Here is a 22210-nt window from a genome sequence, read left to right as displayed (position 1 = left end):
CACCCCCAAACTCCTTAGGTGAACCATGTCTGTATTGAACCCTCCCCGCAGCGCCCGCACCCGCCGGCCCGGTGGCCCCGCCGGTGCCGGGGGGAACTTTTCCGCCTGGGCCAACCGGCACCGAAAGTGGCTCTTCGCGGCACCGGCAATGATCTTCGTCGGCGTGCTGATCATCTTTCCGCTGGCCTGGACCGTGTACCTCAGCCTCACCGACTCCCAGGGATCCGTGCGGGCCGCAACGGAGTTCATCGGGCTGCAGAACTACATCACGGTCCTCAGCGATACCGAGCGTTTCTGGCCCGCCGTGGGCCGCACCCTTTCCTTCACTGGCGTCGCACTGGCCTTCGAAGTGGTGCTGGGCATGGGCGTGGCGCTGCTTCTGTGGCGGCCCTTCCGGGGTGAAAAGTGGGTCCGGGTGGCCATCCTGCTGCCGCTCGTGGCCACGCCCGTGGCGGTGGGCATGATGTGGCGGCTGATCTTCGATCCCAACATCGGCTTCGTCAACCAGCTCCTGGGCATGGTGGGCATTCCGCCCCAGCCGTGGCTGTCCGGCCAGGACACAGCCCTGGGCACCACCATCTTCATGGACGTGTGGCAGTGGACCCCCATGGTGGTCCTGATCCTGCTGGCCGGGCTGACCTCGCTGTCCGACGAACCGGACGAGGCCGCCCGCGTGGACGGCGCCAACGCCTTCCAGCGGTTCTTCTACATCACGCTGCCCCTCATGATGCCCACCGTGATCGTGGCCATCCTGCTGCGCGGCATCGATGCACTGAAGACCTTCGACATCCTTTACGCCACCAAGGGCAAGGGCGGCGGCTCGTTCCACGAAGTGGAGACGCTGAACGTCTACGCCTACGGACTCAGCTTCGACTACAACCAGTACGGGCTCTCCTCGGCGGTGCTGATCCTGTTCTTCATGATCATCATCGGCTCCATGTGGCTGCTCACCATGCGCAAGAAAGCGGTAAGCAAATGACCGTCATGACAGATTCCGCCGCCACCGCCGCGGACCGCCGGCCCCCGCGCCGCCGCAAGCCCCTGGCCACGCGCGCCTACAAGGTGTTCCGGGTCGTCGCCCTCATCCTTGTGGTGCTGTTCCTGCTTGCGCCGCTCTTCTGGATGCTGCTGGCATCGCTGAAGACCAACGTGGATATCTACGACACCGGCAAGGCGTTCCTGTTCTCGCCCACCATCGAGAACTACGCCAATGTGCTGCAGCGCAACAACTACTTCGTGTTCATCTTCAACAGCTTCTGGGTTGCCTTCGTCTCCACCGCGTTGTCAATCGTCCTCGGCGTCCCGGCTGCCTACGCCATGAGCCGGTTCACCATGCACCGCTCGGCGCTGGTGGTCCTGATGGCCCGGGTCATTCCCGGCGTCTCACTCCTGGTGCCTTGGTACTACGTCTTCTCCAACCTGCGCATGGTGGGGAAGTTCGAGGTGCTGATCCTCAGCCACATGTTCGTGGCCCTCCCGCTGATCGTGTACATCATGATGAGCTACTTCGACTCGCTGCCCCTGGAGCTGGAGGAATCAGCCGAAGTGGACGGGCTTACGCCGATCGGTGCGTTCCGGCTGATCACGCTTCCGCTGGCGGTGTCCGGCATCGCCACAGCCGGCATCCTGTCCTTTATCTTCTCCTGGAACAACTTCATGTTCGCGCTGGTGCTCTCCGGCTCCAAGACCAAGACCCTGCCGGTGGCGATCTTCGACTTCGTCTCCTACGCCAGCATCGACTGGGGCGGGCTGATGGCCGCGGCGACTGTTGTCACCATCCCCATCATGATCATTGCGCTCTTCACGCAGAAGTACATCGTCTCCGGCCTGACCGCCGGCGCCACCAAGGGTTAGGACCGCGGCGTGACCGTCATCAGCCGGATCGAAACATTCCTTGTTCCACCCCGCTGGCTCTTTGTCCGGGTCGAGACCGAAAGCGGCATCGTGGGGTGGGGCGAGGCCACCTGCGAGGGACGCAGCGAGACGGTGCGCGCCGCCGTCGGGCAACTCTCGGAGCTGCTCATCGGACGGGACGCCCTCCGGATCGAAGACCACTGGCAGGTGATGACCAAGGGGTCCTTCTACCGGGGCGGACCCATCCTTGCCAGTGCCGTCTCCGGCCTGGACCAGGCGCTGTGGGACATCGCGGGCAAGCACTTCAACACTCCGGTGCACCAACTGCTGGGCGGCCACGTCCGCGACCGCATCCGGATGTACGGCTGGGTGGGCGGCGACGAGCCGAACGAGGTGGCGGACCAGATCAGCGCCCAGCTGGACGTGGGCCTCACTGCCGTCAAAATGAACGCCAGCGGACGGATGAGCCCGGTGGCGTCGGTGGCAGAGATCGACGGCGTCATCCGCCGTGTTGCCGCGGCCCGGCAGGTCCTGGGCGACCACCGGGACGTCGCCGTCGACTTCCACGGCCGGTTCAGCCTGGCCAACGCCAGGCGGGTGGCCCCCTTGCTGGAACCCTTCCGGCCCTTCTTCCTCGAAGAGCCCGTGGTGCCGGAAAACACCCACCTGCTCCGGGAATTCACCGCGTCCACCACCACCCCGGTGTCCACGGGGGAGCGGCTGTACAGCCGGCAGGAGTTCCTGCCGGCGCTGCAGGCGGGCATCGCGGTGGCCCAGCCGGACCTCTCCCATGCCGGCGGCATCACCGAGGTCCGGAAGATCGCGGCCCTGGCCGAGGTCTACGAAGTCCAGCTGGCACCGCACTGCCCGCTGGGACCGCTGGCGCTGGCCGCCTGCCTCCAGGTGGGCTTCGCCACGCCCAACTTCCTCATCCAGGAACAAAGCATCGGCATCCACTACAACCAGGGCGCCGAAGTCCTGGACTACGTGGTGGACAAGACGCCGTTCAAGTTCGTAAACGGCCACATCGAGCGTCTCACCGGGCCCGGACTGGGCGTCGAAATCGACGAGGCCGTGGTGCGGGCAGCGGACAAGCGCGGCCATGCCTGGCGCGGACCTGTGTGGCGCCACCCCGACGGATCCTTCGCAGAATGGTGAATCCCATGACATCCCAAAATCCAGCCGTCACCTCCGCCGGCCTGCTGGCCGGCATCCGGCAGTCGCGGCTTGTCGGCATTGTCCGCGGGAACGACGGCGGTGCTGCCGCCAAGGCGGCGCTGGCCGCCATGGAGGAAGGCTTCCGGTACGTGGAGATCGCCCTCACCACGCCCAACGCGCTGGAGGCAATCCGCGAGGTCCGCGCGGCTGCGCCGGCCGGCTGCCTGGTGGGCGCCGGCACCGTCCTGAGCGAGGCCGACGTCGAACACGCCACCGCTGCCGGCGGCCAGTTCATCGTCACCCCCTCCCTTGCCCCCTCCATCAGCGAGGCGGCCAGTGCCGGCATCCCGGTCCTGGCCGGCGCGCTGACCCCCAGCGAGGCCTATGAGGCGATGGAACGCGGTGCCACCGCCATCAAGCTTTTCCCGGCATCGATCGGCGGCCCCGGCTACCTGAAGGCAGTCCGCGATCCCTTCCCGGACATCCCCTTCATCGCCGTGGGCGGCGTGGGCCTCGGCGAGGCGGCCGGGTACTGGGAAGCCGGGGCGATCGCCGTCGGCCTGGGCGGTCCGCTGTTCGGCAGCGCAGCCTCCGGCGGCGACCTCACGGAAATGCGGGAACGTGCCCGCAGCTTCCTGGCCCTTGCGGCCGAATTTGCTGCCCGTGCCGGAACCGGGACCCCTTCATGAGCGTTTGCCTGCTGACCTTCGGCGAGTCCATGGTCTCACTCCGCGCCGGCGGCCCCCTGGCGAACGGCGGCACCCTGAACATGCAGGTGGCGGGGGCAGAATCGAACGTTGCCATCGGCGTCGCACGGCTTGGCCACAGCGCTGCCTGGGCCGGGGCGGTGGGCGCGGACCCGCACGGCGAGTTCATCCTGAAGCAACTGCGCGGCGAAGGCGTCCAGCTGCACCACACCGTGCATGCGGACCGGAGCACCGGGGTGATGTTCCTGGAGCAGCGCACCGCCGACCTCAGCCGGGCCTTCTACTACCGCGCCGGATCGGCGGGAGCCACCATCTCCCGCGGCCAGGTTGCTGCGGCCCTGGATGGCGGAACACGGATCCTGCACCTGACCGGCATCACCCCGGCACTCAGCCCGGAAGCGCGGGACGCGGTGGAGTACGCCGCGGAACGGGCAGCGGCTGAAGGCGTGGTGGTCTCCCTGGATGTGAACTACCGGAGCAAGCTTTGGTCCCGGGACCAGGCGGGAGCCGTGCTCGGCCCCCTGGCCCGGCACGCCACCATCGTCATAGCGTCCGACGACGAACTCGACTTGGTTGCCGTCCCGCCGGATGGGAGCGGGGAGGCAACGTCCCCGGCCGATGAGGCCCGTGCGGCCGCGCACCTGTTGGACTTGGGGGTCAGCGAAGTGGTGGTGAAGCGCGGCGCCGCAGGGGCCGCGGTCCATACAGCCGACGGCCTTCTTGAAGCTCCGGCCATCCCGGTGACGTGCGTGGACACCGTTGGGGCCGGGGACGCGTTCACCGCCGGTTACCTTTCCGCCCTGCTCGACGGCGAAGACGTCGCCGGCCGCCTCAAGCGCGGCATCCTCGCCGGCGCCTTCGCCGTCAGCACGCGCGGCGATTGGGAAGGCCTGCCGCGCCGCGAAGAACTTGCGCTGCTCGACGCAGCCCGGGGCAGCACCCAGCGCTGACACCTTTGTCCCACCCCAACGGGAAATTCCCATCTACCCAAAGCCCCTACCCGAAAGCCAGCTGTGAAGATTATTGCCGCCGATGTGTTTGTGACCAGCCCCACCCGGAACTTCGTGACCCTCCGGATCACGACTGAGGATGGTGTGACCGGGATTGGTGATGCCACCCTGAACGGCCGCGAGCTGGCTGTGGCCGCGTATTTGAAGGAGCATGTGGCGCAGTTGCTCATTGGCAAGGATCCGCACCGGATTGAGGATACGTGGCAGTTCCTGTACCGGAGTGCGTATTGGCGGCGGGGTCCGGTGACGATGGCGGCGATCGCTGCGGTGGATATGGCGTTGTGGGATATCAAGGGCAAGGTGGCCGGGTTGCCGGTGTACCAGTTGCTGGGTGGTGCGTCGCGGAACGGGTTGCGGGCGTATGGGCATGCTTCGGGTGCGGATATTGAGTCGTTGTTTGATTCGGTGCGGGAGCATCTGGAGTTGGGGTACAAGTCGATCCGGATCCAGACGGCGATCCCGGGGATCAAGGCCGTGTATGGGGTGGCGGCGCAGGCGCAGGCGTCGGGGGAGCGGTATGACTATGAGCCGGCCGGGCGGGGTGCGTTCCCGCAGGAGGAGGACTGGGATACCCGGGCGTACCTGCGGCACCTGCCCACGGTCTTTGAGGCGGTGCGGAACGAGTTCGGCCCGGAGATCCCGTTGCTGCATGACGGGCATCACCGGATGACGCCGATCCAGGCCGCGAAGCTGGGCAAGGCGTTGGAGCCGTATGACTTGTTCTGGTTGGAGGACTGCACGCCGGCGGAGAACCAGGAGGGGCTGCGCCTGGTGCGGCAGCACACCACCACGCCGTTGGCGATCGGGGAGATCTTCAATACGGTGTTTGACTTCCAGACGCTGATCAAGGAGCAGTTGATTGATTATGTGCGGGCGGCGTCCACGCATTTCGGTGGGATCAGTCCGTTGAAGAAGGTGATGGATTTCGCGGCGCAGTACCAGATCAAGTCCGGTTTCCACGGTCCGACGGATATATCCCCGGTGGGGTTCGCGGCGCAGCTGCACGTGGGGTTGGCGATCCATAACTATGGGATCCAGGAGTACATGCAGCACTCGGCCAAGACCAACGAGGTCTTCGAGCAGTCCATGACGTTCGTGGACGGGTACCTGCACCCGGGCGACAAGCCGGGCATCGGCGTCGAATTCAACGAAGAAGCCGCCGCGGCCTACCCCTACCAGCAGGCCTACCTGCCCTACAACCGGCTCGTCGACGGCACCGTCCACGACTGGTAAGACCGCCACGACTGGTGAGACCGCCACGACTGGTGAGACCGCCACGACGCGTGAGGCTGGCCACGACCTGCAAGCCGCTGCTTGCGGGGGCGCCCTAACCCTTGAGCCGGAAGGCCCGGCTCTCCCCGGCGAGTTCGGGGGCGAGCCGGGCTACCGTCTCCTCCGCGTAGGAGGCAGCCCCCTCCATCAGTGAGTTGTAGAGGGTGACGAAAATCCGGCGCGCCTCGAACAGTGGAAAATCGTGGGGCAACAGGTCCGGAGGCAAGCCCGGGTCCTCCCAGGGGAAAGCGCGCCACGCATCCATCACCTCGGTCCTCAGCCGGAAGGCCTCCTCCCCGCTCAGGCGCTGGGCGTCAAGGGTCTGGGCCTTCCCACGGTAGGCATCGATAAAGGGTGCGTACTGCCCGCGGAGTTCGTCCAGGTCCCAGGCCTCGATCAACGGCCGGCCGCGTAGTTCCTCCTCAGGCGTGCGGAAGATCGCATAGTTGTCCACGCCCAGATGGCGGCAGGAGTCCTCCAGATCCTGCACCGTGTCCCACGCGGAAACCCAGACCGCGCCGTACAGCGGAGCGAAACCAAGCCACTTGAGCCGGCTGCGGAGCACGTCACGCACCTCCCTGGAGCTTTCGGGAACGGTGAAGGCCATGACAGTCCACATTCTGTCCCACCGGCGGTCCTCAGAACCGAAACCACTGACCTGGCCCACACCCACGTCGAGGCGGGCCTGGGCTTCCGGCGTGAAGCGGTAACGGGACGTTCGTCCCGCGTTCGACTGTTCCAGCACCCCGCGTCCGGCCAGGCGGCTCAGCGCCGTAGAGGCGGCCGACACGCTGATGCCCAGTGCTCCCGCCAGGGCCACGATCAGTCGTGAGGGCAGCCATCCGGTGTACTCCCGCCAATAGTCCGCCATCATCGTCACCACCAGGTGCTGGGAAGCGGATCCCTTCAACGGCCGCGGAAAATTGACCTGCTCGGCGGCAACGCGGTGTGCGGCGGGGTCGCCGGAGTGGACGTGGAGGTTGCTGGTCACGGTCCATCTTCTCAGGCGTAGAGGGAACGGCAAATTGAACTTTGCAGTTTTCTTGACGGCCGTTGCAATAAGCGCATAACATTTATCCAAGTGATCCGGCCCACACCCCGCGCTGGTAGCTTTTCCCGCCGCAGGAGCGAGTCAGGCCCTGCTTCAAAACTTTCCAGGAGATCCGCAATGACCGCAGGTCCCGGTCCGCTGACGCCGTTGTCACCGGACACCGTTTCCGTCCCCGCCACAGCTTCCAAGGGCAACGCCAACGCCCGCCGTGCCGCTGCCGCAAGCTTCATTGGCAGCACCCTCGAGTACTACGACTTCTTCATCTACGGCTCTGCTTCGGCGTTGATATTCAACAAAATCTTCTTTCCCGGCATCGACCCATCCCTGGGCATGGTCCTTTCCATGGCCACGATCGGCATCGGCTACGTGGTGCGGCCCCTGGCCGCCGGCGTGATTGGCCACTTTGGTGACCGCATAGGCCGCCGCCAGATGCTGGTCCTGACCCTGGTCCTCATGGGAGTCGCCACGTTCCTGATCGGCTGCCTTCCGCCCGTGTCGGTGATCGGCGCCGCCGCCCCGATCCTGCTGGTACTCCTGCGCGCACTGCAGGGGGCTTCGGCCGCAGGCGAGTCCGTGGGTGCCGTGACCATGACCATGGAACACGCCCCTACCCACAGGAGGGCCTTCTACGCCAGCTGGGTCAACACGGGAGCGGTGGCCGGCATCATGCTGGCGTCGCTCGCGTTCCTTGCGGTATCGCTGCTGCCGCAGGACGATTTGCTCGCATGGGGATGGCGCCTGCCGTTCCTTGCCAGCATCCTGGTTGTCGTGGTGGGCCTGTACATCAGGCTCCGCCTCCCGGAATCGGAAGTGTTCGAGGCCGCCAAGGAATCTGCGGGCGCCCAGGAACTGCCCATCAAGGTGGTCCTGCGCGACCATTGGGCCACCATCCTCAAGGTGATCCTGTTCGGTCTCTGGAGCGTCGTTTCCTCGGTGTTCGCGGCCTTCGGTCTTGCCTACGCCGGCAAGCTCGGAGTCCCCGCGGCCGTCATGCTCACCGTCACTATCGTCACCGCGGCCCTGGGCATCGTCGTCCAGCCGTACGCAGGCATCCTGGCCGACCGGATCGGACGTAAACCGGTGTTCATCACCGGCAACATCGTCTGCGCGGCGTCGGTGTTCGCGTTCTTCTGGTCGATCAGCGCCGGCTCCATCCCGCTGATCTTTGCCACGGCCATCCTCTTCATGACCGTCGGCTACGGCATGGTCAACCCGCTTGGCCCATCCATGACCGCGGAAATGTTCGAAACCAGGATCCGCTACACCGGAGCTGCCACTGCCTCCCAGCTGGGGCTCGTCGTCACCGGCTTTGCTCCCGCCATTGCCGCCGCCATCGTCCAGCCCGGCCCTGACGGGTGGCTGCCCGTTGCCTTCTTCACGGCCGCCTGCTGCCTCGTCTCCGCCGTCGTGACCGCCGTGTGGGTCAAGGAGACCTACCGGACCCGGACCGAAGACCTCGGCAAGCAACCCGCCTCCGCGGCCTAGCACCCCCACCCAAACGAAAGGCACCCACGTGCGCTACCCTGTCGTCGTCGACGGCGATGTTGAAGCAACCATGACCGACGGAACCATCCTCCGGTCCACCGTCTACCGGCCGGACGCGCCGGATGAAACCTTCCCGGTGCTGCTCACGCGCACGCCCTACGGGCGGGACCTGGCGGTCAACTCGGCGTACTTCAATCCGCTGACCGTTGCGGCGACCGGGTACGTGGTGGTGATGCAGGACTGCCGCGGCAGGTTCGGCTCGGACGGCAGGTTTGAGCCTTCGGTCAATGAAGCGTCCGACGGCGCCACAACAGTGGAGTGGGCCGCGCGCCTTCCGTGGTCCAACGGCAGGGTGGGCATGTGGGGCCGGTCCTACTTCGCGGAAACCCAGTGGCGTGCCGCCCGGCAGTCCCCGGCAGCACTCAAGGCCCTGGCGCCGGGGGTCTCGGCGGGCGGCAACGCCAACAACGGTGCGCTGTATCGGGGCGGTGCCCATGAGCTGGGCAGCCGCCTGGCCTGGGGGCACGCCTCGATTTCGCTGAATGAACTGATGCGGGAACATGCTGACGATCCCGAGCGGCGCGCGAAGGAGCTCCAGGAATGGCTTGCCCTGGACACTGGATTTGCCGATGGTTCCTGCTACGGGGTCCTCCCGCTGCGGGACCTGGAACCCAGGCTGGGCACCTTCCTTCGCAACGAGGTCACCCCGTCCGCGGGGGAGGGGCCGGGGAGTGATTTCTGCCGGTTGTGGGATGCCGCTTCCGATGCGGCGGTGCCGCTGCCAACGCTGCACATCGGCGGCTGGTTCGATATCTTCGCCCCGAACACGCTGGACCAGTACCGCCGCCAGGCGGTCCTCAGCAAGACCTTCCCCGGCATTGAACCCCGCCTCATCCTTGGCCCCTGGACACACACCAACCTCACGGGCGGGTACCCGGACATCCACTTCGGCGCAGCCGCGTCCTCCGGCATCGTCGATGGCTGCGGAGATCTGTCGTCCCTCCACACGGCCTGGTTCGACGCCGTCCTCAAGGAGGACGGAGCGGCCATCGCCGCGGTCCCCAAGGTGCTGCTGTATTTCCTGGGCGAGAACCGCTGGCGCGGCTTTGATGAACTGCCGGTTCCCGCCGGGCAGAGGTCGTGGTTCCTTTCCGCCGAGGGGGACCTGCTGGACCAGGCGGGTGTGGACGGAAACGTTGAGTACGCCTACGACCCCCTGGATCCCGTGCCCACTACGGGCGGGGCCACCATGCTCGTCGGCGCCTTTCCCGCGGGTCCGGCGCGGCAGGACGCCGTCGAGGCGCGCACCGACGTCGCCGTCTTCACCACGGAGCCCTTCACCGAAACCACCACCATCTTCGGTGCCGTCACCGCCACCTTGTTTGCATCTTCCAGTGCCGTGGACACGGACTGGGTGGTCCGGCTTTGCAGGGTGTCAGCGGACGGGGTTTCCCTGGGGATTGCCGACGGGATCGTCCGGGCGTCCTGGCGCGATGCCTATGCGGAAACCGGGCTGTTCGAGGAAGGACATCCGCCGTCTCCCATCGAGCCAGGCCAGGTCTACGAGTACACCATCAGCCTTTGGGAGACGGCTCTGACTCTCGCCCCCGGGGAGCGCCTGCGCGTCCAGGTCACGTCGAGCTGCCACCCGCGCTGGGACCGCAACCTCAACACCGGCAAACTGGCCTACGAATCGGGAATTGCCGTAACCGCCAACCAGCGCATCCATGTGGGCGCCTCCCACCCCAGCCGCCTGACGGTGGGGGTGCTGTGACGGCCCCGCCACCGCCGCCCCTTGAATTCCTTACCGAGCTCAACGTGACGGTGGATCCACCTGTAGATGGTGGCCCTGCCCCCACGGGCCACCGGAGGATCGTGCCAATCACGGGCGGAACGATGGTTGGCCCCGCACTTAACGGCACGGTGCTGCCAGGCGGTGCCGATTTCCAGGTCCTCCACAGCCCGGAACTGACCGAACTCGATGCCCGCTACATTATCCAAGCCGACGACGGGGCATTGATCCACGTGCACAACAACGCGCTCCGCCACGGCTCAGCGGCGGACATTGCACGCCTGAACCGCGGCGAGGAGGTGGACCCGGGTGCCATCTACTTCCGTTGCTCCCTGCGGTTCTCCACGGCCTCCGAAGAGTGGGCATGGCTCAATCACGTGATCGCCGTGGGCACTGGTGAGCGCTACCCGGATTCGGTGCGGATCGCGGTCTTCATCGTCCGCTAGGCACTGTCCCGGCCGGGCATTGCGGAACCCGGCCGGGACGGGCAGTACTACTTAGGCCTCCGCGCCCCACAGTGCCTTGCGGAGCAGCCGCTTCAATTCCTGCGACTCCTCCCCGGACAGTACGGCCAGCTGGTTCAGCTCGGCCGCGTCCATGGCAGTGCGGGCCTTGGTATGCATCCTGCGGCCCTCGGCCGTGGAGACGATGATCTTGGCGCGCCGGTCCTGCTTCCCCTGCGCCCGCTCCACCAGTCCGCGGCGTTCCAGGTCGTCCACCAGCGTGACCACCTGGCTCGGGTCCAGGCTGAGGAAGTCGGCAAGCTCCCGCTGCGTCGGCTCCAGCCCGCTGCACGCCAGTGTCAGGACTGAGAAGGAGCGCTCCCGCAGGCCGAAGTCCGCCAGTGCCCTGTTGTTCAGGACCGAGCCTGCGGCATGCAGCTTCGCAAGCAGCAGTCCCACGTCACTGCCGATCCTGGCTGCCGCAAGGCGCGGGGTCTGAACGTCTGTGCCCAAGGTGGCCATCACAACTCCGGTACTGGTAAAAAACAATCGTTGACTTTTTCAATGATCCGTAATTTCATTGAATCCAACAAGGATCTCACACCGCAGTGGGACCACCCCAACGGCTTCGGCCGGCGCATGCGAAGGAGCAGGCCATGAGCTTGAACGGCAAAGTTGCAATCGTCACCGGAAGCGGGCAGGGCCTCGGCCTCGCCTACGCAAGAGAACTGGCCCGCCAGGGTGCCGCCGTCGTTATCAATGACGTCAACGCTGAAACCGCCGCGCAGGCCGTGGCCCGGATCGAGGCCGACGGCGGCCGGGCCACCGCTGTGGTGGTTCCGGTGGGAACCACGGACGCGGCCAAGGCCCTGGTGGCCGGCGCCGTCGACGCGTTCGGGCGGCTGGACATCCTGGTCACCAACGCCGGGATCCTGCGGGACAAGTCCCTGCTGAAGATGACTGACGAGGACTTCGACCTGGTCATCAACGTGCACCTCAAGGGCACCTTCACCTGCGTCCGGGAGGCGTTTGGCTACTTCAAGGAACACAACGTGCAGGGACGCATCATCACCATCGGTTCCCCCACGGGCCAGCGCGGCAACTTCGGCCAGACCAACTATGCTGCGGCGAAGGCCGGGATCGTGGGCATGGTCCGCACCTGGGCGCTGGAAATGAAGAAGGCGGGCGTGACGGTCAACAGCGTCATTCCGGTGGCCGCCACCGCCATGACCAAGACCGTGCCGTACTTCCAGAAGGCAGTGGAGGCGGACGAGCGTGGCGAGGCCATGCCGTCCTTCTTCCGCCATGACCTCGGCTTTGGAACGGCCGACGACGTCTCCGGACTGGTTGCCTTCCTCGCCTCCGACGAGGCAGCCAACATCACCGGCCAGGCCATCGGCGCCGGCGGTGACCGTCTGCAGGTCTGGACCCACCCGGAAGCGGCCACCACGGAATACCGCGACGGCGGCTGGACCTATGAGGCCCTGCTGGACAACGCCGGCCAGCTGTTCAACCGGGACACGCTGCAGGGCTACGGCGAGGAATTCCTGCCGCTGCCTGCAGAACTGCAGCCCGAACCGGTCCAGGCGCGCTGATCATGGCAGACCGATACGAACTGGGCGTCCACCCCGCCAAACTCGAGGCGATCGACATGCACGTCCACCTCGAGGTGGACAGCTGCGGGCACGGGTCGCTGCCTGAGGCATTGACCGAAGCATCGGCCAAGTACTTCAAGGCTGAAGACCGCACCCCGTCCCTGGACCGCATCGCCGAGGTCTACCGCGGACTGAACATGGCCGCCGTCGTCTTCACCGTGGACGCCCGCACCCAGCTCAAGCATGAGCCCAACAGCATCCCCGAACTCATCGCCGGCGCCGCCCGGAACAACGACGTACTGATTCCGTTCGGCAGTGTCGACCCGCGCACGGGTGAGGACGCCATCGCCGGGGCCAAGCACCAGGCGGTGGAGCTCGGTGCCCGCGGCTTCAAGTTCCACCCGTCCCTCCAGGGCTTCGACCCCTCGAACGAACGCTTCTACCCACTATGGGAAACCCTCCAGGAACTCGGCCTGCCCGCCATCTTCCACACCGGCCAAAACGGCATGGGAGCGGGCCTGCCCGGCGGGTATGGCATCAAGCTCGCTTACTCCAACCCGTTGCTGCTGGACGCCGTGGCCGCCGATTTCCCGGGCCTGCAGATCATCATGGCCCACCCGTCGGTGCCGTGGCAGGACGAGGCAAACTCCATCGCCACGCACAAGGCCAACGTCTTCATCGACCTCTCCGGCTGGTCTCCCAAGTACTTCCCGGAGTCGCTGGTCAAGGCCTCCAACTCCTACCTTCAGGACAAGGTGCTGTTTGGCACCGACTTCCCGCTGATCACCCCGCAGAAATGGCTGGGAGCGTTCGCCGACCTCCCGCTGAAGGACGAGGTCCGGCCCAAGATCCTCAAGGGCAACGCGGTCCGCCTGCTCGGGCTGGGCGGCTGACATGGGCACGCTGACGACGGCGGATGCCGCCCTGGGTGCCCGGCTTTACGAAGCAGCGGATTGGTACGACGCCGAGTCCCTGCTCACGCTCGAGGAGCGCCAGGTCCTGTCCCGGCTGCGGTCATTCCTGGACGCGGAAGCCAGGCCGCTCCTGGCCGAATACTGGGAACGCGGCGAGTTTCCCGAACAGCTGGCGCGGCCGCTGATCGACCTGGACCTGATGGAACCGGCCGGGCTCACGGCGGACGGACCCGCACGGGGCATCTACCAGGGCTTCCGGATCTTTGAACTTGCCCGCACCGACGCGTCCCTGGCCACCTGGTACACCGCCCAGGCCGGCCTGTTCCGGACGGCCATCCGCGTGGGTGCCTCGGCGGAACAGCAGGCCGAATGGATGCCCAGGGTCATCGACTTCTCGCTCAAGGGCGTCTTCTCGCTGACCGAACCCGGGTCCGGTTCGGACATCGCCGGCGGACTGTCCACCACCGCCCGGCGGCAGGCTGACGGCAGCTGGGTCCTTGACGGCGCCAAGCGCTGGATCGGGGGCGCAGCCACCGCGGACGTCCTGGCCGTGTTCGCCCGGGACGCCGCGGACGGGCAGGTCAAGGCCTTCCTCGTGGACCGCGCCGCGGACGGAATCACGCTGGAAAAGATCCACGGAAAGACGTCGCTCAGGATGATGCAGAACGCCCACATCACCTTCACCGGTGTCCGCGTCCCTGAGTCGATGCGCCTGCAGAACGTGAACTCCTTCAGGGACGTCGCGGCAATGCTCCGGGCCATGCGCTCGGATGTGGCCTGGATCGCCACCGGCATCGCCGCCGGCGCGTTCGAGGCCGCGCTGGCCTACGTCAACGAACGCCGGCAGTTCGGACGCACCCTTGGTTCCTTCCAGCTGGTCCAGGAAAAACTGGCCCGCATGCTGGGGAACGTCACCGCCGCCCTGTCCCTGGTGGTCCGGCTTACCGAGCAGCAGGCCAAAGGCATCTACCGTGACCAGGACTCTGCTTTGGCAAAGATGCAGACGTCCCTTTTCATGCGTGACACCGTAGCCCTTGCCCGCGAGGTGGTGGGCGGCAACGGCATCACGCTGGCCACGGATGTGGCCCGCTTCCACGCCGACGCCGAAGCCGTCTACTCCTACGAGGGCACCCACGAGATCAACGCCCTCATCATCGGCCGCGCCCTCACGGGCGAAAGCGCCTTCACCCGCTGAACCACCCACCCGCTGAACCTAACTTCCACACTCGAAGAAACAACTGCCAGGAGGCAACGATGCCCAATCTCGTCGTCGATTTCGACACCCTGCTCACCCTGTCCGGCAAGGACCTCGGCACCACCGACTACCGCCAGATCACCCAGGAACAAATCAACCTCTTCGCCGACGCCACCGACGATCAGCAGTGGATCCACACCGATCCCGAACGCGCCAAGGACGGCCCGTTCGGCGCCCCGATCGCCCATGGCTTCCTGACGCTGTCGCTGATCATCCCGTTCTGGGGCGAGCTGTTCGACGTGGACGGCGTCACCACCAAGGTCAACTACGGCCTGGACAAAGTCCGCTTCACCTCCCCGGTGACGGTCGGCTCCAAGGTCCGCATGCAGGCCACCATCGCCGAGGTCACCGAGGTCAAGGGCGGTGCCCAGATCAAGGTCAACGCCACCATCGAAATCGAAGGCCAGGAACGCCCCGCCGTCGTCGCCGAATTCCTCGCCCGCTTCTACAAGTAGGCCGCACTACCGGCAGTAACCCCTTCACCACGCCGGCGGCACCACACGGCGCCGCCTCTTCAGGCAACCCCAAAATCCCCTTCCCTCCGTACCCCATTCCCCAAACCCTAGGAACAGCCATGTCCGGACACACCACGCTCGCACCCGCGGGCACGGCCGCCAAGCGCAAGGAAGCGCGCACGGTCATCCTGTCCAGCTATCTGGGCAGCACCATCGAGTTCTACGACTTCCTGCTGTACGCCACGGCCGCAGCAGTAGCTTTCCCCAAGGTCTTCTTCGCCGGCACGGACGAATGGGTGGGCGTGGTGGCGGCCTACGCCACCTTCGCCGCCGGGTACGTGGCCAGGCCGCTGGGCGGCATCATCTTCGGCCACTTCGGTGACAAGGTGGGACGCAAGGGAATGCTGATCATCTCCATGGCCATGATGGGCATCGCCTCCACCCTCATCGGCCTGATTCCCGGCGCCGGCGTCATCGGGCCGTGGGGCGCCGTGATCCTGGTGCTCCTGCGCGTCTGCCAGGGCATCGCCGTCGGCGGTGAATGGGGCGGTGCCGCGCTCATGGCCCTGGAGCACGCCGACCCCAGGCGGCGCGGTTTCGCCGCATCCTTCGTCAACGCCGGCGCCCCCACCGGCGCCGTGCTGGGCACCGTGGTAATGGGCATCTTCTCGGCATTGCCGCAGGACGCGTTCCTGGCCTGGGGGTGGCGGGTGCCGTTCCTGCTGTCCTTCGTGCTGCTGATCGTGGGCATGTTTGTCCGCCTGCGGGTCTCGGAGAGCCCCATCTTCGCCGAGGCCGTGGCCAAGGAAGAGGCCCAGGCAACCACCAAGCGCAAGATCCCGCTGCTTGAGGTGCTGCGCCGGCCCAAGGCCCTGATCATGATCATGTTCGCCGGCGCCGCCGGGTTCGGGCTGCAGGTGGTACTGCCCACGTTCTCAGTGACGTATGCCGTGTCCAAGGGGGCGCCGCAGCAGGGCGTGCTTTACGCCTTCGCCGGAGCCTCGGCCATCTCCATCATCTTCGTCCTCCTGGGCGGCCGCCTGTCCGACCGTTTCGGCCGCAGGCCCGTGATGATTGCCGGACTGGCCCTGTTCATCGCGTACCTTTTCCCCATGTTCGGCATGCTGGGCTCCGGCAACGTCGGGCTTGTCTTCGTGGCCTTTACCGTGGCACTGGTCCTGCACTCATCCCTGTACGGGCCGCTGGCAGCCTTCGTCTCCGAACAGTTCGGCACCACGTCCCGCTACACCGGTGCCGCGGTGGGCTACCAGCTGGCCACCCTGATCGGGGCGGGTTTCACCCCCGGAATCCTGGCCGGGCTCTACAAGGACTCCGGCCAGAGCATCGTTCCCGTGGTGGTGTTCCTGTCCGTCATGGCCCTCGTCTCGATTGTCTTCATCGCCCTGACGCGCGAGTCTAAGAACAACGACCTCACCACGGTCCGTTAGGAGAACCATGGACAACAACGGAGTTGGATCCTGGCTGCACCGCCGCCGCCGGAAGTCAGGGGCCAAGGCAGCCATCCTGTCCGGAGCCCGCACGCTGAGCTATGAAGAGTTGGCCGACAGGACCGACCGCCTGGCCAGCGCGCTCCGGGACAGGGGAGTGGCAAAGGGCGACCGGGTGGCCTACCTGGGCGAGAACCACCCTTCCTTCGTGGAAACGTTCTTTGCCTGCGGCCTGCTCGGTGCCATCTTCGTGCCGCTCAACACCCGGCTGGCTCCGCCGGAACTGCAGTTCCAGCTGCAGGATTCCGGGGCCCGGCTCCTGGTCAACGCCGGCGCCCTGGAGGCGTCTGCCGCTGCTGCCCTGGAAGGTACGGGCGTCACCCACCGGCTGGTTGTAGCGGCCGACGGCGGGACGGAACCTTCCGCCGGCACCTCACCCGCCGCCGTCGTTCCCTGTGAGGTGGCACCCTACGAGGAGGCGCTGCAGGCTGCGGCACCGGATCCCGCCGACGTGCCGGTGGGGCACGATGACGCGGCGATGATCCTCTACACCTCCGGCACCACGGGCAAGCCCAAGGGTGCCCTGCTGACCCACGGGAACATCACGTGGAACTGCATCAACACCATCGTGGACATGGACCTGAACCGAAACGATGTGGCGCTGATGATCTCGCCGCTGTTCCATGTGGCATCGCTGGACATGGGCCTGCTGCCGATGCTGCTGAAGGGTGCCACCGTGGTGCTTGAGGCGAAGTTCGATCCCGCCAGGGTCCTGGAACTCATCCAGGAGCACAAGGTGACCACCCTTAACGGCGTGCCCACCACGTTCCAGCTCCTCTGCGAGCATCCGGGATGGGCCGCGGCGGACGTCAGCTCCCTGGACAAGCTCACCTGCGGCGGCTCCGCCATCCCCCGCCGCGTCCTGGATGCGTACGAGGACCGCGGCATCGGCTTCACCAGCTGCTACGGCATGACCGAAACAGCGCCGGGCGCCACCATGCTTCCAGTCGACAGGTCCCGGGACAAAGCGGGCTCGGCAGGCCTGCCGCACTTCTTCACGGACGTCCGGATCGCCGACCCGATGGGCGGTGCAGTGGCCCCGGGCGGGGTGGGGGAGATCCAGATCTCCGGCCCCAATGTGATCAAGGAGTACTGGAACCGGCCGGAGGCCACCGCCGCCAGCTACGCGGACGGGGCCTGGTTCCGCTCCGGGGACATGGGCTACCGGGACCAGGAAGGCTTCCTGTTCGTCTCGGACCGGCTCAAGGACATGATCATCTCCGGCGGGGAAAACATCTACCCGGCCGAGGTGGAAGCCGTGATCGCGGAGCACAGGGCTGTCAGCAGCGTGGCGGTCATCGGGGTTAGCGATGACAAATGGGGCGAGGTTCCCCAGGCGATCGTGACCCTGCGGGAGGGCGAATCGCTGACGGAGGAGCAGCTGCGCAGCTTCCTGGACGGCCGGCTGGCCCGGTACAAGATTCCCAAGTCGCTGGTGGTGGTGGCGGACATGCCCCGCACGGCCAGCGGCAAGATCCGCAAGATGGAGCTCCGCAAGCAGCTCTGAGCACCAAAACGGGGCAGGTGCCCGCTGGCCCGTATGGTTCCGCCGTTGTTACCGTTCACGGTCATCAATTGGCGGAACCATACCAGCCGGTGACAGCATGGTTGGATGCTTGAGGCAACTAAATCCCATAATTCCCCGGACGGGACACCCGTCAACCCTGCGCTGCAAGCGGAGAGCAAGATCGCACGCATCGCGGTGACGGTGTTCCCCATCCTGGTGGTGGCCGCAGGTGTCATCGGCTTCCTGCTCCCCGGGGTCTTCAAACCCATGGCGCCCAGCGTGCCCTACCTGCTGGGCATCATCATGTTCTGCATGGGCCTGACCCTGACTCCGCCGGACTTCGCCGCGGTGGCCAAGCGTCCGTGGGCGGTGGCACTGGGCATCGTTGCCCACTACATCATCATGCCCGGGGCCGGCTGGCTGATCGCCGGCGCCCTCAACCTCGAGCCCGAGCTGGCCGTCGGCGTCATCCTGGTGGGATGCGCACCCTCCGGTACGGCCTCCAACGTGATGGCGTTCCTGGCCAAGGGCGATGTTGCCCTCTCGGTGGCGGTGGCATCCGTCTCCACCCTGATCGCCCCGATCGTCACCCCGCTGCTGGTCCTGTTCCTGGCCGGTTCCTACCTCCAGATCGACGCCGCCGGCATGGTCCTGGACATCGTCAAGACCGTGCTGCTGCCGGTGGTGGCAGGCCTGCTCGCCCGGCTCTTCCTCAAGAAGCTCGTCGCAAAGGTGCTGCCCGCACTGCCGTGGGCGTCCGCCGTCGTGATCTCCCTGATCGTGGCCATCGTGGTGGCCGGCAGCGCCGGCAAGATCATCGGGGCCGGCGCCATTGTGTTCCTTGCCGTGGTGCTGCACAACGGCTTTGGCCTGGGCCTGGGCTACCTCGCCGGCAAAATCGGACGCCTGGACGACAAGGCGCGCCGAGCCCTCGCCTTCGAGGTGGGCATGCAGAACTCCGGCCTGGCGGCGACCCTGGCCACCGCCCACTTCAGCCCGCTGGCGGCGCTCCCGTCCGCCGTCTTCTCCCTGTGGCACAACATTTCCGGCGCCATCGTGGCTGCCTGGCTCGCCCGGCGCCCGCTGCAGGAAAAGCGGGCCTGACCAGCGCCGTCACGCTCCACGGCCCGGAAGCCGGCCTGTTTCCATCCGTACTTCGTGGGTACAGGACCGGGTAGGGACAACGTCGTTCCCGATGTTGCCTGCCAGTTCCGGACAGGAGATGGACAGATGGCTCGGATTGACCGAATAGCTGAACCATGGGGGACAAGGACACCGTACGGCAGTGGCGGTGAGTGGCCGGTGAGGGTGGACACCCACCTGGCCGAAGGGGTGGCCCCGGAGGGCGTGGACAGGTGGGTCCAGACGGCGTCCCTCCTGCACTCCAACGGCGACGCCATGGACATCGCGGTCAAGGACAACCGCATTGTCGGGGTGCGCGGCCGGGCTGTGGACCGCGTCAACCACGGCCGGCTGGGACCGAAGGACCTGTACGGCTGGCAGGCGAACGCGTCAGCCGACCGGCTAACCACGCCCCTGATCCGCGAGGGCGGAAAGCTGGTGGAAACCGACTGGGACACGGCCATGCAGCGCGTGGTGGACCGTTCCAAGGCGCTGCTGGCCGAACAGGGCCCCAGCGCCATTGGCTTTTACACCACGGGCCAGCTCTTTTCCGAGGAGTACTACACCTTGGGGACCCTGGCGCACGGCGGTATCGGCACCAATCACGTGGACGGAAACACCCGCCTGTGCACTGCCACTGCCGGAGAGGCGCTGAAGGAATCATTCGGCTGCGACGGCCAGCCCGGCTCCTACACGGACGTGGACCACGCGGATGTGATCGCCCTCTACGGGCACAACGTGGCGGAAACCCAGACCGTCCTCTGGACCAGGATGCTGGACCGCCTGGCCGGACCCAACCCGCCCAAGATCATCTGCGTGGATCCCCGCCTCACCCCCGTGGCCAAGGCGGCCACCCTGCATCTGGCGCCACGGCCGGGCACCAACGTGGCCCTGATGAATGGGATCCTGCACGACATCATCGCCAACGGCTGGGTGGACCACGAGTACATCAAGGCCCACACGGTGGGGTTCCCGGAGCTCGAAAAAGAGGTCAGGAACTACCCGCCCGCACTGGTGGCGGAGATCTGCGGCGTCCCGGCGGAGCAGATCTCCGAAGCCGCCCGTATCATCGGCCACGCCGAGCGGCTGCTGTCCACGGTGCTTCAGGGTTTCTACCAGTCCAACCAGGCCACCGCCGCCGCTGTCCAGGTCAACAACATCAACATCATCCGCGGCATGCTGGGCAAGCCAGGCTGCGGCATCCTGCAGATGAACGGCCAGCCCACCGCGGAGAACACCCGCGAATGCGGGGCCGACGGCGACCTGGCCGCCTTCCGCAACTGGTCCAACGACGCCCACATCCAGGACCTCGCCAGGGTGTGGAACATCGACCCCATGTCCATCCCGCACTACTCACCGCCAACGCACGTCATGCAGATGATGCGGTACGCGGAGGACGGCTCCATCCGGATGCTGTGGGTCAGCGGCACCAACCCCGCCGTTTCGCTGCCCGAACTTAAGCGGATCCGCAGCATCCTGGAACAGGACCGCCTGTTCCTGGTGGTGCAGGACATCTTCTTGTCCGAGACCGCCCAGCTGGCCGATGTCGTGCTTCCAGCTGCGACCTGGGGCGAAAAGACGGGCACCTTCACCAACGTGGACCGTACCGTCCACCTGTCGGAGAAGGCCGTGGACCCACCCGGTGAGGCCCGGCCCGACCTGGAAATCTTCATCGACTACGCCCACCGGATGGGCCTGCAGGACAAGGACGGGCAGCCGCTGATCAAGTGGCACGATCCAGAGTCCGCCTTCGAAGCGTGGAAGGAATGCACCCGCGGCCGCCCCTGCGACTACACCGGCATCACCTATGACAAGCTGCGCGGCGGCTCCGGCATCCAGTGGCCGTGCAACGAGGAAAACCCGGACGGCACGGAACGCATCTACGCCGACGGGAAGTTCTGGGCACACCCGGAATACTGCGAAACGTACGGCCGCGACCTCATCACCGGGGCGCCCGTGGAGCCGTCCGAATACAAGGCCCTCAACCCGGAGGGCAAGGCCATCATCAAGGCCGCCGAGTACATGCCGCCGCACGAGCTGCCCAGCCGGGACTTCCCGCTCCAGCTCATCACCGGCCGCACGCTCTACCAGTTCCACACCCGCACCAAGACAGGCCGGGCGCCGGAGCTGCAGGCGGCCGCGCCGGACGTCTGGGTGGAGTTGTCAGCGGACGACGCCGGCGCGTACGGGATTGCCGAGGGCGACCTTGCAGAGGTGGAGACACCCCGCGGTTCAGTCCGTGCCAGGGTGCGGATCAGCGGGATCCGGAACGGGGTGCTGTTCCTGCCGTTCCACTACGGCTACTGGGACACCAACGGCGGCCACCGGCCGGACGGCCCGGGCCGGGCGGCCAATGAGCTGACCATCACGGACTGGGACGCCGCCTCCAAGCAGCCCATCTTCAAGACAGCGGCGGCGCGCATTACCCGGGTTTCCGGCGGTGACGGGCCGTCCCTGGCGCCCACCACCACGGCGTCGGCTCCCGTCGGCGACTTCCCGGAAGAGGCCAGGACCAAGGGGACCGCCGCCGCCCTGGCTGACGAAGAAACCGGCACGGCAGGAGGGGCACGATGAAATTCGGGCTTGTACTTCAGGAAATGCACCGCTCCGAGAACGGCCTGGCACACCACCTGCTGGTCATCTCGGAGCGCCACAAAGTGGACCACGAGATCTACCATCTGGCCCGTGACCTGGCGCGCTGGTCCCAGCAGCACGTGCGGGACATCGCGGAGATCGGCAGGAACTACGGCCAGGACCTGGACCCGGAGCCGCGCGGCGAAGCGGGGCTGATGGAGACCCTCCGCGAGAAGGGCAGTGAGATGGTGGGCCGGCGTCCGGAAACCGGGATGCTGCTGCTGCGGGACCTCCGGGAGCTGTACCTGATGGCGTGTGGGGTCTCGGCCGACTGGGAGCTGCTGGCCCAGGCTGCCCAGGGAATGAAGGACAAGGACCTGCTGGCCCTGGCCGAAAAGTGCCATCCCCAAACGATCCGCCAGATGAAGTGGGCCAACGGCAAGCTGAAGGAATCCGCCACCCAGGTCCTGGTCAGCTGAGGGGCTTGGTCAGCTGAGGGGCCTGGCCA

General features: G+C 66.5%; 20 protein-coding genes. 18 read left to right on the top strand and 2 right to left on the bottom strand.

Features of this window, described 5'->3' with window-relative positions; all coding sequences use genetic code 11:
• Positions 1–25: 25 nt before the first annotated feature.
• The 6 genes from FB478_RS14160 to manD all read left to right on the top strand — a co-directional run bounded on the left by FB478_RS14160 (position 26) and on the right by manD (position 5962).
• Complete coding sequence (locus FB478_RS14160; RefSeq protein ID WP_186447807.1) at positions 26–979, top strand: carbohydrate ABC transporter permease; 954 nt, start codon at positions 26–28, stop codon at positions 977–979.
• Positions 976–1854, top strand: coding sequence for a carbohydrate ABC transporter permease (locus FB478_RS14155; protein ID WP_018770860.1), 879 nt, complete (start codon positions 976–978; stop codon positions 1852–1854). Before FB478_RS14160 ends, FB478_RS14155 begins: the two co-directional genes overlap by 4 nt.
• A 9-nt stretch (positions 1855–1863) precedes the next feature.
• A complete protein-coding gene (gene dgoD / locus FB478_RS14150; protein WP_018770859.1) occupies positions 1864–3012 on the top strand; it encodes a galactonate dehydratase in 1149 nt (382 codons plus the stop codon).
• A 5-nt stretch (positions 3013–3017) separates the two neighbouring features.
• Positions 3018–3701, top strand: a complete 684-nt coding sequence (locus tag FB478_RS14145; RefSeq protein WP_261377412.1) for a bifunctional 4-hydroxy-2-oxoglutarate aldolase/2-dehydro-3-deoxy-phosphogluconate aldolase — start codon at positions 3018–3020, stop codon at positions 3699–3701.
• Complete coding sequence (locus FB478_RS14140) at positions 3698–4669, top strand: sugar kinase (RefSeq protein WP_144600937.1); 972 nt, start codon at positions 3698–3700, stop codon at positions 4667–4669. The genes FB478_RS14145 and FB478_RS14140 overlap by 4 nt, the downstream gene beginning before the upstream one ends.
• A gap of 63 nt (positions 4670–4732) precedes the next feature.
• Positions 4733–5962 carry a D-mannonate dehydratase ManD gene (manD, locus tag FB478_RS14135; protein WP_144600936.1) on the top strand — a complete coding sequence of 410 codons (1230 nt, stop codon included), beginning with the start codon at positions 4733–4735 and terminating at the stop codon, positions 5960–5962.
• Between the two features lie 94 nt (positions 5963–6056).
• Here the strand turns inward: manD and FB478_RS14130 are convergent, their stop codons facing one another.
• Positions 6057–6992: a PaaX family transcriptional regulator C-terminal domain-containing protein gene (locus FB478_RS14130; RefSeq protein WP_144600935.1), complete on the bottom strand. Its 936-nt coding sequence runs from the start codon at positions 6990–6992 to the stop codon at positions 6057–6059.
• A 177-nt stretch (positions 6993–7169) separates the two neighbouring features.
• On the opposite strand from FB478_RS14130, the gene FB478_RS14125 reads away from it, so the two are divergent.
• The 3 genes from FB478_RS14125 to FB478_RS14115 are packed head-to-tail and all read left to right on the top strand — an operon-like array spanning position 7170 to position 10775.
• A complete protein-coding gene (locus FB478_RS14125) occupies positions 7170–8537 on the top strand; it encodes an MFS transporter (protein ID WP_018772239.1) in 1368 nt (455 codons plus the stop codon).
• A gap of 28 nt (positions 8538–8565) precedes the next feature.
• The gene (locus tag FB478_RS14120; RefSeq protein WP_144600934.1) at positions 8566–10311 is read left to right on the top strand and encodes a CocE/NonD family hydrolase; all 1746 of its coding nucleotides are present in this window, start codon (positions 8566–8568) and stop codon (positions 10309–10311) included.
• The gene (locus FB478_RS14115; protein ID WP_144600933.1) at positions 10308–10775 is read left to right on the top strand and encodes a DUF3237 domain-containing protein; all 468 of its coding nucleotides are present in this window, start codon (positions 10308–10310) and stop codon (positions 10773–10775) included. The genes FB478_RS14120 and FB478_RS14115 overlap by 4 nt, the downstream gene beginning before the upstream one ends.
• A gap of 51 nt (positions 10776–10826) precedes the next feature.
• Here FB478_RS14115 and FB478_RS14110 read toward each other — a convergent pair whose 3' ends face one another.
• Positions 10827–11294 carry a MarR family winged helix-turn-helix transcriptional regulator gene (locus FB478_RS14110; protein WP_144601023.1) on the bottom strand — a complete coding sequence of 156 codons (468 nt, stop codon included), beginning with the start codon at positions 11292–11294 and terminating at the stop codon, positions 10827–10829.
• Between the two features lie 134 nt (positions 11295–11428).
• Here FB478_RS14110 and FB478_RS14105 point away from each other — a divergent pair, with 134 nt between their 5' ends.
• The 9 genes from FB478_RS14105 to FB478_RS14065 all read left to right on the top strand — a co-directional run bounded on the left by FB478_RS14105 (position 11429) and on the right by FB478_RS14065 (position 22181).
• Complete coding sequence (locus tag FB478_RS14105) at positions 11429–12367, top strand: SDR family NAD(P)-dependent oxidoreductase (RefSeq protein WP_144600932.1); 939 nt, start codon at positions 11429–11431, stop codon at positions 12365–12367.
• A 2-nt stretch (positions 12368–12369) separates the two neighbouring features.
• Positions 12370–13260 (top strand): amidohydrolase family protein, encoded by an 891-nt coding sequence (locus FB478_RS14100; RefSeq protein WP_144600931.1) that lies wholly within the window; start codon positions 12370–12372, stop codon positions 13258–13260.
• Between the two features lies 1 nt (position 13261).
• Positions 13262–14476 (top strand): acyl-CoA dehydrogenase family protein, encoded by a 1215-nt coding sequence (locus FB478_RS14095; RefSeq protein WP_144600930.1) that lies wholly within the window; start codon positions 13262–13264, stop codon positions 14474–14476.
• A gap of 59 nt (positions 14477–14535) precedes the next feature.
• Positions 14536–14991 (top strand): MaoC family dehydratase, encoded by a 456-nt coding sequence (locus FB478_RS14090; RefSeq protein WP_018772160.1) that lies wholly within the window; start codon positions 14536–14538, stop codon positions 14989–14991.
• A gap of 119 nt (positions 14992–15110) precedes the next feature.
• Positions 15111–16439, top strand: a complete 1329-nt coding sequence (locus tag FB478_RS14085; protein WP_018772159.1) for an MFS transporter — start codon at positions 15111–15113, stop codon at positions 16437–16439.
• Between the two features lie 7 nt (positions 16440–16446).
• Positions 16447–18006 carry an o-succinylbenzoate--CoA ligase gene (gene menE, locus FB478_RS14080; protein WP_056388251.1) on the top strand — a complete coding sequence of 520 codons (1560 nt, stop codon included), beginning with the start codon at positions 16447–16449 and terminating at the stop codon, positions 18004–18006.
• Between the two features lie 105 nt (positions 18007–18111).
• Positions 18112–19110 (top strand): bile acid:sodium symporter family protein, encoded by a 999-nt coding sequence (locus FB478_RS14075; protein ID WP_056388250.1) that lies wholly within the window; start codon positions 18112–18114, stop codon positions 19108–19110.
• Positions 19111–19236: 126 nt separating this feature from the next.
• On the top strand, positions 19237–21702 hold the full coding sequence (locus FB478_RS14070; RefSeq protein ID WP_144600929.1) for a molybdopterin oxidoreductase family protein: 2466 nt from the start codon (positions 19237–19239) through the stop codon (positions 21700–21702).
• The gene (locus tag FB478_RS14065; protein ID WP_144600928.1) at positions 21699–22181 is read left to right on the top strand and encodes a hypothetical protein; all 483 of its coding nucleotides are present in this window, start codon (positions 21699–21701) and stop codon (positions 22179–22181) included. The genes FB478_RS14070 and FB478_RS14065 overlap by 4 nt, the downstream gene beginning before the upstream one ends.
• Positions 22182–22210 lie beyond the last annotated feature (29 nt).

This window comes from Arthrobacter sp. AG367 (assembly GCF_007828995.1).
Classification (GTDB): domain Bacteria; phylum Actinomycetota; class Actinomycetes; order Actinomycetales; family Micrococcaceae; genus Arthrobacter.
The sequence above is the reverse complement of the archived record's forward strand: the minus strand, read 5'-3'. Positions and strand labels throughout refer to the sequence as shown.

Coding starts and splice junctions, on each gene's coding strand:
- FB478_RS14160 (WP_186447807.1), top strand. CDS start 26: ATGTCTGTATTGAACCCTCCCCGCAGCGCCCGCACCCGCCGGCCCGGT.
- FB478_RS14155 (WP_018770860.1), top strand. CDS start 976: ATGACCGTCATGACAGATTCCGCCGCCACCGCCGCGGACCGCCGGCCC.
- FB478_RS14145 (WP_261377412.1), top strand. CDS start 3,018: ATGACATCCCAAAATCCAGCCGTCACCTCCGCCGGCCTGCTGGCCGGC.
- FB478_RS14140 (WP_144600937.1), top strand. CDS start 3,698: ATGAGCGTTTGCCTGCTGACCTTCGGCGAGTCCATGGTCTCACTCCGC.
- FB478_RS14125 (WP_018772239.1), top strand. CDS start 7,170: ATGACCGCAGGTCCCGGTCCGCTGACGCCGTTGTCACCGGACACCGTT.
- FB478_RS14110 (WP_144601023.1), bottom strand. CDS start 11,294: ATGGCCACCTTGGGCACAGACGTTCAGACCCCGCGCCTTGCGGCAGCC.
- FB478_RS14105 (WP_144600932.1), top strand. CDS start 11,429: ATGAGCTTGAACGGCAAAGTTGCAATCGTCACCGGAAGCGGGCAGGGC.
- FB478_RS14100 (WP_144600931.1), top strand. CDS start 12,370: ATGGCAGACCGATACGAACTGGGCGTCCACCCCGCCAAACTCGAGGCG.
- FB478_RS14095 (WP_144600930.1), top strand. CDS start 13,262: ATGGGCACGCTGACGACGGCGGATGCCGCCCTGGGTGCCCGGCTTTAC.
- FB478_RS14090 (WP_018772160.1), top strand. CDS start 14,536: ATGCCCAATCTCGTCGTCGATTTCGACACCCTGCTCACCCTGTCCGGC.
- FB478_RS14085 (WP_018772159.1), top strand. CDS start 15,111: ATGTCCGGACACACCACGCTCGCACCCGCGGGCACGGCCGCCAAGCGC.
- menE (WP_056388251.1), top strand. CDS start 16,447: ATGGACAACAACGGAGTTGGATCCTGGCTGCACCGCCGCCGCCGGAAG.
- FB478_RS14075 (WP_056388250.1), top strand. CDS start 18,112: ATGCTTGAGGCAACTAAATCCCATAATTCCCCGGACGGGACACCCGTC.
- FB478_RS14070 (WP_144600929.1), top strand. CDS start 19,237: ATGGCTCGGATTGACCGAATAGCTGAACCATGGGGGACAAGGACACCG.
- FB478_RS14065 (WP_144600928.1), top strand. CDS start 21,699: ATGAAATTCGGGCTTGTACTTCAGGAAATGCACCGCTCCGAGAACGGC.